This window comes from Achromobacter sp. UBA4530 (assembly GCF_002388205.1).
GTDB lineage: Bacteria > Pseudomonadota > Gammaproteobacteria > Burkholderiales > Burkholderiaceae_B > Achromobacter > Achromobacter animicus.
Map to the genome: position 1 here is coordinate 477,671 of NZ_DGMA01000025.1, position 9,119 is coordinate 486,789.

A 9,119-nucleotide genomic window follows, 5' to 3' on the forward strand; every position below is an offset into this window, starting at 1 on the left:
GCCCGCGGGACAACGCCCGCGGGCCTCGGATTATTTCTTCACCAGCGGGCAGCTCGAATCGGCCAGGGGCTGGAAGGCTTCGGCCGCCGGAATGGTGGCCACCAGCTTCGAATAGTCCCAGCCGCCCTTGGAGTCCGCGGGCTTCTTGACTTCGTACAGGTACATATCGTGGATCACGCGGCCGTCCGGACGGATCGACGCATTGCGCATGATGGGATCCTTGATGGGAATCTCGCGCATCTTGTCGGCCACGACCTTGCCATCCGTGCTGTTGGCGGCGGCCACGGCGCGCAGGTAATGCAGCACGCTGGAATACACGCCGGCCTGCGTCATGGTGGGCTTCAGGCCGCGGAAGGCCTTCTCGAAACGGCCGGACCACTCGCGCGTGGCGTCGTCGTAGTCCCAGTAAAAGCCGTCCACGTAGGACAACCCTTGGGCGTTCTCCAGGCCGAGAGCACGCAGGTCGGACAGGAAGATCAGCAGCGAAACCAGGCGCTGGCCGCCGGCCACGATGCCGAACTCGCGCGCCTGCTTGACCGCGTTGACGGTGTCCTGGCCGCCGTTGGCCAGCGCCACCACCTGCGCCTTGGAGCTTTGCGCCTGCAAGAGATAGGACGCGAAGTCGGGGGCGTTCAGCGGATGCCGCACGCTGCCGGCCACCGTGCCGCCCAACGCTTTCACCGCCTTGGCCGTGTCGGCCTCCAGCGAGTGGCCGAACGCATAGTCGACGGTGATGAAGAACCAGGACTTGCCGCCCTCGCGCACGGTGGCTTTGGCGCCGCCCGCAGACTGCGAGTAGGTGTCGAACATCCAGTGAAAGCCGACCGGCGAGCATTCCTTGTTGGTCAGGGCCGTGGTGGCCGGACCGGAGAACATCACGACCTTGTTCTTTTCGCGGGCGATGCCCTGCACCGCCAGCGCCACGGCGGAATTGGTGAGGTCGGCGATCGCGGTGACGCCGTCGCGGTCGAACCATTCGCGGGCGCGCGCGGCGCCGACGTCGGCCTTGTTCTGGTTGTCCGCGGACACCAGGTCGATCTTCATGCCTTTGCATTCCGCTGCAAGGCAGTCGTCGATGGCCAACTGCGCCGCGGCGACCGAGCCTGCGCCCCCCATGCCGGCATAGGTGCCGGACATATCCGTCAGAATGCCGATCTTCACTGGCGGCTTATCCGCCGCATGGGCCTGCCCAAGCAATCCGGCGCCCAGACACAAGCCTGCGGCGAGCCCGCGTGCGTGCAATTTCATGGATTTGTCTCCTGAGTTTTTATGCGCTGAGTGTTAGCGTTGTGGCGCCGTCTTCGCGGCCTGCGGTCCCAGGGCATAGCCCAAGGCCAGCCGATCCAGTGTAGATGTGTGAAAATCAACAAGCAACACCAGAAATGCACATTCCTTGTGCATCCATGCACACACAAAAAAACCCGCGTTGCAGCGTGCTGCCGGGGCCTTGGAGCGATGGATCTTGCTTGATTGGGACAGCCTGCGGTATTTCCTGGAAGTGGCGCGCACGCAGCGCGTCAGCGCAGCGGCGCGCAAGCTGGGCGTGGAACACACCACGGTGTCGCGCCGCATCCGGGCGCTGGAAACGGAACTGGACACCCTGCTCTTTGAAAAATCCCGCAGCGCGGGCTTCGTGCTGACGGACGACGGCCAGCGGCTGTTCGTCCATGCCGAGCAGATGGAAAGCGTCGTGCACACCGCGCGCGAGAACCTGTCCGGCATCGGGCAGGCGCTGTCGGGGCATCTGCGCATCGGCGCCACCGAAGGCTTCGGCAGCTATGTGCTCACCCCGCTTGCCGCAGACTTCCAGCGGCGCTATCCGCACATCACGCTGGATATCCTGCCCGTGCCGCGCTTTGTCAGCCTGTCCAAGCGCGAGGCCGATCTGGCCATCACCATCGAGCGCCCGCAGCGCGGTCCGTATGTGTGCAGCAAGCTGTGCGACTACACGCTGCGGCTGTACGGCACACCTGGCTATCTGGCGAACCATGCGCCCATCACGCGCCGCGAAGATCTCGCGGATCACACGTTCATTGGCTATGTGGACGAGCTGCTGTTCAGCGAGCGCCTGCGCTATCTGGAAGACGTGCTGCCGGCAAGCAAGGTGGTGTTGCGCAGCACGAGCGTCGTGGCCCAGTACCACGCGGCGCTGCAGGGCCAGTCGCTCGCCATCCTGCCGTGCTTCATCGCGGCCCAGGATCCGCGGCTGAAACCCGTGCTGCAGGACGAGATCGCCATCACGCGCTCGTTCTGGATGTACTGCCACGAAGACCTGCGCAAGCTCAAGCGCGTGACGGTGCTGTGGGAGTTCATCCGCAAATCGGTATTGAAAAACGCCGACCTGTTGGCAGGCCGGCGTGGAACGATGAAGTATCTGCCTTGAAAGCGCCGGCTGGCGGCGCCCACTACGCTAAGCGCTGTTCTTCGGCGCCTTCACGCGCAGGCGGCGCATCAGCAGGAAGGCGGTCAGCAGCGCGACGGCGCCGTGGATGAGCCACACGCCCAGACCAAAACTGAGCTTGCCGTTGGAGATCCAGGCGCGCGACAGGTTGATCAGGTTCATATAGAGCAGACCGACCAGACCGGCGATGAGCAGGTCGCCCGAACGCCCCAGCCGCGGATTTACCGCGCCCAGCGGAATGGCCAGCAGCGCAAGATTCAGCGCGGCGAGCGGCAGCGAAATCCGCCACATGACCTGCGACCAGCTGCTGTTGGTGTTGTCTTCAACCAGTTGCGGCGTGCTGCGCGCCTTGGAGGACCGCTCTGCCGCCGCACGGGCCTCGGCGACAGGATCGCCGCCCGACTTGCTTTCGAGGCGCAGGCCGTATTTTTCGAAGTGCACGAGCCGAAGCTCGGGGGTACCCGGCTTCAGGTCGTAACGATGACCCTCGCCCAGCACAAGGAAGCGGTCGCCGTTGGGCAGGGTTTCGCTGTGCGCACTGCTTGCGGTCAGCACGCTGAGCCATTCAGGACCGATCTCGCGCGCGAAGACGTTGCCGAGTTCGTCGCTGGGATTGACGGGGTCTTCAGCAAAGAACACGCGGCTGCCGCCGGAGGATTCAGCGAATTGGCCGGCCGTGACCTTGGACAGGTCGGAGCGTTGTTCGAAGCGTTCGTGGTATTCGCCGATCTGGCGGTAGGCCCAGGGCGACGCCACCAGCGTCAGGCCTGCCACGGCAATCGCGACGGGGACCGCCACGCGCAGCACGGGCTTGAGCCAGTCCGCCAGCGACAGGCCGCTGGCGAACCACACGACCATTTCGGATTCGCGGTAGTTGCGCGTGACCGTGGTCAGCACGGCGATGAAGATCGAGACCGCCAGAATGGTCGGCAGCGCGGTGATGGTCGACAGCGCGGCAAGCACGACCACCACGTCCGCTCCGATGTTGCCTCCCGCGGCTTCACCGAGCAGGCGCACGAGAAGCACGCTGAGCCACACGACGAGCAACGTGGAAAAGACAACGCCAGCGTGACTGGTGATCTCGCTGACGACAGAGCGTTTGAATAGAGACATGGGAGAATATGCGGGATAATCGACCGCATCATACACAGACGCACACGGGAAACCCTCATGGAATTTAGCACACAGACCACTGCTTCCCTGCACCAGGTCAAAACCGCGGCCCTCGCCGTCGGCGTGTTCGCGGACGGCGTGTTGAGCCCCGCCGCCGACATCATCGACCGCGCTTCCAACGGCGCCGTGCGTGCGGTGGTCAAAAGCGAATTCCGCGGCCGCGCCGGCGCGACGCTGACCCTGCGTACGCTGCCGGGTGTCGCCGCGCAGCGTGTGGTCCTGGTCGGTCTGGGCAAGCAGGAAGAATACTCGGCCCGCACCCACGCTTCGGCCGAGCAGGCATTCGCCGCTTCCTGCGTCGCCGCCCAGCTTGCCGAAGGCGTGTCCACGCTGCTCGCCAATCCCATCGCCGACACCGACCTCATTGCGCGCGCCCGCAGCGCCGCGATCGCGGCCGGCAGCGCGGTCTACCACTACGACGCCAGCTTCGGCAAACCCGACCGCGACGCCCGCCCCAAGCTCAAGAAGATCGTGCAGGTCGTCGAGCGCGCCGACGCGGCACAGGCCCAGAAGGGCCTGCGCGAAGGCAGCGCCATCGCCAACGGCATGGAGCTGACCCGCACGCTGGGTAACCTGCCGGGCAACATCTGCACGCCGACCTACCTGGGCGACACCGCCAAGCGCCTGGCGCGCGAATTCAAGTCCCTGAAAGTCGAGGTCCTGGACCGCAAGCAGGTCGCGGCGCTGGGCATGGGCTCGTTCCTGTCGGTTGCGCGCGGCTCCGAGGAGGCGCTGCGCTTCATCGTGCTGCGCCACGCCGGTGCCAAGGCTGCCAAGAAGGGCGCCAAGGCCGCGCAGGGTCCGATCGTGCTGGTCGGCAAGGGCATCACGTTCGACGCGGGCGGCATCTCGCTCAAGCCCGCGGCCACCATGGACGAAATGAAGTACGACATGTGCGGCGCCGCCAGCGTGCTCGGCTCGTTCCGCGCCCTGGCCGAACTTGAACTGCCGCTGGATGTCGTCGGCCTCATTCCCGCGTGCGAGAACCTGCCCAGCGGCAAGGCCAATAAGCCGGGCGACGTGGTCACCAGCATGGCCGGCCTGACCATCGAAATCCTGAACACCGACGCCGAAGGCCGACTGGTCCTGTGCGACGCCCTCACCTACGCCGAACGCTTCAAGCCGTCGGCCGTGATCGACATCGCCACGCTGACCGGCGCCTGCGTCGTCGCGCTGGGCAACGTCAACACAGGCTTGTTCTCCAAGGACGACGCGCTGGCGGACGCTCTGGCCTCGGCCGGCCGCCGTTCGCTCGACACCGCATGGCGCATGCCCATGGACGACGCCTACCAGGAACAGCTCAAGTCCAACTTCGCTGACCTCGCCAACATCGGCGGTCCTCCGGCCGGCGCCGTCACGGCGGCTTGCTTCCTGTCCCGCTTCGCCAAGGCATACCCCTGGGCGCACCTGGACATCGCCGGCACCGCCTGGCGCGGCGGCAAGGACAAGGGCGCAACCGGCCGTCCGGTGCCGCTCCTGATGCAATACCTGCTGGACCAGGCTTGAAGCGCTGGACGCCGACAGCGCCATGACGCGCATCGACTTCGCCTTCGGCGCGCCGGACCGCCTGCGCACGGCCTGCCAGGTCGTGCGCAAGCGCGTCCTGGCAGGCCAGCGGCTGGTGGTGTACTGTAAAGACGGTTCGCGCCTGTCCGCCTTCGACCGGATGCTGTGGGCGTTCGACGACACGGCCTTCGTGCCGCACGTGCTGGCAAATGATTCGCTGGCCGCTGAAACTCCGGTGGTGCTCACCGCCGGGGATCCGCTGCAGGCCCTGCAGGCGGCGGGGCAGCCCGACCAGCCCCAGCCCTGGCTGCTGAACCTCGACGACGATTGTCCGCCCGGGTTCGATGCTTTCGAGCGCCTGCTGGAAATCGTCTCGGACGACCCCGACGACAAGCAGGCGGCCCGGCAGCGCTGGCGAACCTACCTGACGGCCGGTCATACGCCGCAAAGCCACGACCTGAGCCGCAAGGCCCAGGGCGGCTGAACCGTCCCACGCGCGCCCGCGCGCCGCGCTCCACCAGACTACGGGAGTTTCCATGCCCGCTCGCCCATCCGACCCCGGCATCCCCACCCTGACCCATCGGGCCGAACCCTCGTTCCACGACCCGGCCGACGACGACGCCGATGCGCCGCTCTTGACCGAGCTGGCCGACGAGGCGGGTCCGGTGTACGAAAACGACCCATATGAACATGACCCGTTTCCCGTCCTGACGGACGTGGCCGGCGACGACCAGCCGCCAGTGTTGCCGGTCTCGCGGACGTCCGAGCCGGCGGCCCCGCTTGCAGCGCCAACGGCCACCCCGGCGGCGCCTGCGCCAGCGGCCGCCCCCGCGCGCCCCGCCCCGCTGCCCGACGCCACCGTGCTCGCCGCGCGCCTGCAGGCCGAGGTCGAACAGCTCATGCAGCAGGCGCTTGCCGATGCGGTCAAGCAGCTTCAGGCGCGCATGGATGCGGAATTGCCTGCTATTGTTTCCCGCGTGCTCAATGAGGTTCGGCGAGGGTGATCCTCCGCCATGCGCAGGATCAAATTGCCCTGCAACGGGTAGTCCTACTTCTTTCTCAAACTGGATTCTTCAGGGAACTGTAAGGTATCCTTCGCATCTAAGCCTTCTAGGCAATCACCATATTTGCCGTATACAGGAGTTCTCCATGAACGAATATCGTCCGTCCCCTTTTAACCGTTCTGGCTCTGTCGCCGGCGCGCCGGGCGAGGTCGCTCGCAACCAGGTCCTGCGCAACACGTACTGGCTTCTGGCCCTGTCGCTGATCCCGACAGTGCTGGGCGCGGCGGTCGGCCTCTACACCGGCATCAACCGCGTCATGGGCGCCAGCCCCGGCCTGTCGGCCATCGTCTTCCTGGTCGGCGCCTTCGGCCTGATGTTCGCCATTGAAAAGAACAAGAACAGCTCGCTGGGCGTCGTCCTGCTGCTGGCCTTCACGTTCTTCATGGGCGTCATGCTGTCGCGCCTGCTTGGCTTCGTGATGGGCATGAGCAACGGCTCGCAGCTCGTCATGACGGCATTCGGTGGCACCGCAATCGTGTTTGGCACCATGGCCACGCTGGCCACGACCATCAAGCGCGATCTGTCGGGCTTGCAGAAATTCCTGTTCATCGGCGCCGTCGTGATCCTGGTTGCCGCGCTGGCCAACATCTTCCTGCAACTGCCGGCCCTGATGCTGACCATCTCGGTGCTCGCCATCGTGATCTTCTCGGCATTCATGCTGGTTGACCTGCAGCGCGTGGTCAACGGCGGCGAGACCAACTACGTCTCCGCCACCCTGGCCATCTACCTGGACGTCTACAACGTCTTCTCGAACCTGCTGATGCTGCTGGGCATCTTCGGCGGCAACCGCGAGTAACGCGCCGTCGCCAGACCAGCACCGAAAGGGCCTGCATGCACAACATGTAGGCCCTTTTTCTTTGGCCTGCTTTGTTTGGCCCTCTTCCTTTGGCCCGCCTGTTCACCTTTTTCCTGCCCGGAGCTACGCCATGCCCGATCGCCGCCGCTTCCTCCAGACCACCGCCAGCGCCGCCCTCCTCGGAACCGTGTGGCCGGCATGGGCGGCTGCGCCGACGCAAGCCATGCTCAAACGCCCGATCCCGTCGACGGGCGAAATGCTGCCCGTCGTGGGACTGGGCACCGCGGACACCTTCAACGTATCGCCGAGCGACGCGTCGGCCATGGCGCCGCTGGCCCAAGTGCTTGAAACGATGCTGAAGGCGGGCGGCACGCTGATCGACACGGCGCCCAGCTACGGCGAGGCCGAGGCCGTCACAGGCGCGTTGCTGGCGCGCGATGGCGGCCTGCGCAAGCGCGTGTTCCTGGCCACCAAGATCAGCACGCGCGGCCACGAATCCGCGATGCGCCAGGTGCGGCAGTCGCAAGAGGCGCTGCGCAGCGACAAGCTGGACCTGATCCAGGTGCACAACCTGATCGACACGCGCAACCAGCTCGCGCTGCTGCGCGACCTGAAACAGCAGGGCGTGACGCGCTACATCGGCATCACGCATTACACGGACCATGCCCACGACGATCTGACCGAGCTGGTTGAAAAGGAAAAGCCCGATTTCCTGCAGGTGAACCTGTCGATCGCCTCGCGCAGCGCTGAAAAGCGGCTGCTGCCCGCGTGCCAGGCCAATGGCGTCGCCGTGCTGATCAACCGGCCGTTCGAGGACGGCGCGCTGTTCCGCCAGGTCAAGGGGGTGGCGCTGCCCAAGCTGGCCGCCGAGATCGACTGCACTTCCTGGGCGCAGATCTTCCTGAAGTTCATCATCGGCCACCCCGCCGTCACTGCCGTCATCCCCGCCACGTCCAAGCCCGCCAACATGGCGGACAACGCGCGCGCCGGCTTTGGCCGACAGCCCGATGCCGCGCTGCGCGACCGCATCGCCGCGCTGCTCGCCTGACGCCATGGCGCCCGCCCCCCTGTCCTGGCGCGCCCGCATGTCGCGGGCGCTGGGCATCCAGGAGGACGAACTCGCTCCCGCCGCCTGCGGCTTCGCGTTTTTCTTCTTCCTCTTTTGCGGCTATTTCATGCTGCGCCCGATCCGCGAGACGATGGGGATCCAGGCGGGCGTAAACCAGTTGCAATGGCTGTTCACCGCCACGTTTCTCGCCACCCTCGCCGTCGTGCCGCTGTTTGGCTGGATCTCCACCCGCGTGCCGCGCGCGACGCTGGTGACCTGGGTCTATGCCATCTTCGCGCTGACCATGGTGGGCTTTGCCGCCCTGCTCCACCAGCAGCCCAGTAGCGTCTGGGCGGCGCGCGCGTTCTATGTCTGGCTGTCGGTGTTCAACCTGTTCGTCGTGTCCATCGCCTGGAGCCTGATGGCCGATGTGTTTCGCATGGAATCGGCCAAGCGGCTCTTCGCGCTGATCGCGGCGGGCGCCAGCGCGGGCGGCCTGTGCGGCCCCCTGCTCGGCGCGCTGCTCGCTGGCGTGTTGGGTCCGGCGGGCCTGCTGGTGTTGTCGGCCCTGCTGCTGACCGCCACGCTGCCGCTCAAGCAATGGCTGCTGGCGTGGCGCGCCGCTTCCCGGCCGGAAGTGGGCCTGCAGGACATGCAGCGTCCCATCGAAGGCGGCATTCTCGCCGGGCTGGCGCGCATCTTCCAGTCCCGCTACCTGTTGGGCATTTCGCTGCTGGTCGTGCTGCTAGCCACGCTGAACACGTTTCTGTACATGGAACAGGCGCGGCTGGTTGCCGATGCGTTCCCCGACACCGCCCAGCGCATCCGGGTCTTCAGCGCCCTGGATTTCACCGTGCAGACGCTGGCACTGCTGTCGCAGATCTTCATCACCGGGCGCGTGGCCGCACGCCTGGGTTTGCGGTTCCTGCTGACCGCGGTGCCGCTTGCGGTGGCGCTGGCGTTCCTGGCGCTGGCCGGGTTCCCCGTGTTCGCCGTGCTGGCGGCCGCCATGATCCTGCGCCGCGCCGGGGAGTACGCGCTGATCCGCCCAGGCCGCGAAATGCTGTTCACGGCCGTCACGCCGGAAGACAAGTACAAGACGAAGAACGTCATCGACACCGTGGTCTACCG

Annotated in this window: 9 protein-coding genes; 7 read left to right on the forward strand and 2 right to left on the reverse strand. The window is 66.2% G+C overall.

Annotation, left to right across the window (positions count from 1 at the left end; all coding sequences use genetic code 11):
• Nucleotides 1–30: 30 nt before the first annotated feature.
• Nucleotides 31–1,248, reverse strand: coding sequence for an ABC transporter substrate-binding protein (locus B2W22_RS19130; protein ID WP_175137348.1), 1,218 nt, complete (start codon nt 1,246–1,248; stop codon nt 31–33).
• A 214-nt stretch (nt 1,249–1,462) separates the two neighbouring features.
• Here B2W22_RS19130 and B2W22_RS19135 point away from each other — a divergent pair, with 214 nt between their 5' ends.
• Nucleotides 1,463–2,383 (forward strand): LysR family transcriptional regulator, encoded by a 921-nt coding sequence (locus tag B2W22_RS19135; RefSeq protein WP_175122934.1) that lies wholly within the window; start codon nt 1,463–1,465, stop codon nt 2,381–2,383.
• 27 nt (nt 2,384–2,410) lie between these two features.
• Here B2W22_RS19135 and lptF read toward each other — a convergent pair whose 3' ends face one another.
• The gene (gene lptF, locus B2W22_RS19140) at nt 2,411–3,514 is read right to left on the reverse strand and encodes an LPS export ABC transporter permease LptF (RefSeq protein WP_175122935.1); all 1,104 of its coding nucleotides are present in this window, start codon (nt 3,512–3,514) and stop codon (nt 2,411–2,413) included.
• 57 nt (nt 3,515–3,571) lie between these two features.
• Here lptF and B2W22_RS19145 point away from each other — a divergent pair, with 57 nt between their 5' ends.
• The 6 genes from B2W22_RS19145 to B2W22_RS19170 form a co-directional block, all read left to right on the forward strand.
• Entirely contained in the window at nt 3,572–5,080 is a 1,509-nt protein-coding gene (locus tag B2W22_RS19145; RefSeq protein ID WP_175122936.1) for a leucyl aminopeptidase, read from the forward strand.
• A gap of 22 nt (nt 5,081–5,102) precedes the next feature.
• Nucleotides 5,103–5,564 carry a DNA polymerase III subunit chi gene (locus tag B2W22_RS19150; protein ID WP_175184250.1) on the forward strand — a complete coding sequence of 154 codons (462 nt, stop codon included), beginning with the start codon at nt 5,103–5,105 and terminating at the stop codon, nt 5,562–5,564.
• Nucleotides 5,565–5,616: 52 nt separating this feature from the next.
• Nucleotides 5,617–6,084 carry a hypothetical protein gene (locus B2W22_RS19155; RefSeq protein ID WP_286939199.1) on the forward strand — a complete coding sequence of 156 codons (468 nt, stop codon included), beginning with the start codon at nt 5,617–5,619 and terminating at the stop codon, nt 6,082–6,084.
• A 145-nt stretch (nt 6,085–6,229) separates the two neighbouring features.
• Nucleotides 6,230–6,940 carry a Bax inhibitor-1/YccA family protein gene (locus B2W22_RS19160; protein WP_175122939.1) on the forward strand — a complete coding sequence of 237 codons (711 nt, stop codon included), beginning with the start codon at nt 6,230–6,232 and terminating at the stop codon, nt 6,938–6,940.
• Nucleotides 6,941–7,070: 130 nt separating this feature from the next.
• A complete protein-coding gene (locus B2W22_RS19165; RefSeq protein ID WP_286939201.1) occupies nt 7,071–7,988 on the forward strand; it encodes an aldo/keto reductase in 918 nt (305 codons plus the stop codon).
• Nucleotides 7,989–7,992: 4 nt separating this feature from the next.
• Nucleotides 7,993–9,119 (forward strand): NTP/NDP exchange transporter (locus tag B2W22_RS19170; RefSeq protein ID WP_286939203.1); only part of this gene is annotated, 1,127 nt, incomplete at its 3' end.